This window comes from Zoogloea sp. LCSB751, assembly GCF_002028455.1.
In the GTDB taxonomy this organism is placed as follows: Bacteria; Pseudomonadota; Gammaproteobacteria; order Burkholderiales; family Rhodocyclaceae; genus Zoogloea.
On record NZ_MWUM01000199.1, the window covers coordinates 1 to 271 of the forward strand.

A 271-nucleotide genomic window follows, 5' to 3' on the forward strand; every position below is an offset into this window, starting at 1 on the left:
CTCAGTGGTGGAGCACCCAGAGCTTCGATTTTCAGGCATTTCGCCCGCTGCCCATGAGCACCCATCAGGCGCTGCCCCATATCCGGCTGGACGCGGCACTGGAGTTCTTGCTCGGGGATCACCTCGAATAACCGGCGCCGCACCAAGGAGCAGACAACAAGATGAACGATCAGACAACACAGAAGGTGCCGCTGCAAGGCAAGGTGATCCTGGAGCCGACCCTGTCGGTGGCGAGCGAGACGCCGCCCCCGGCACCGGCCCAGCGGCTGGA

At 63.8% G+C, this 271-nt stretch carries 1 protein-coding gene; it reads left to right on the forward strand.

What is annotated here, in order from left to right; genetic code table 11:
* The coding region (locus B4920_RS31115) for a YcjX family protein (protein WP_139379682.1) at positions 1 to 131 on the forward strand (131 nt) is incomplete at its 5' end.
* Positions 132 to 271: the final 140 nt, after the last annotated feature.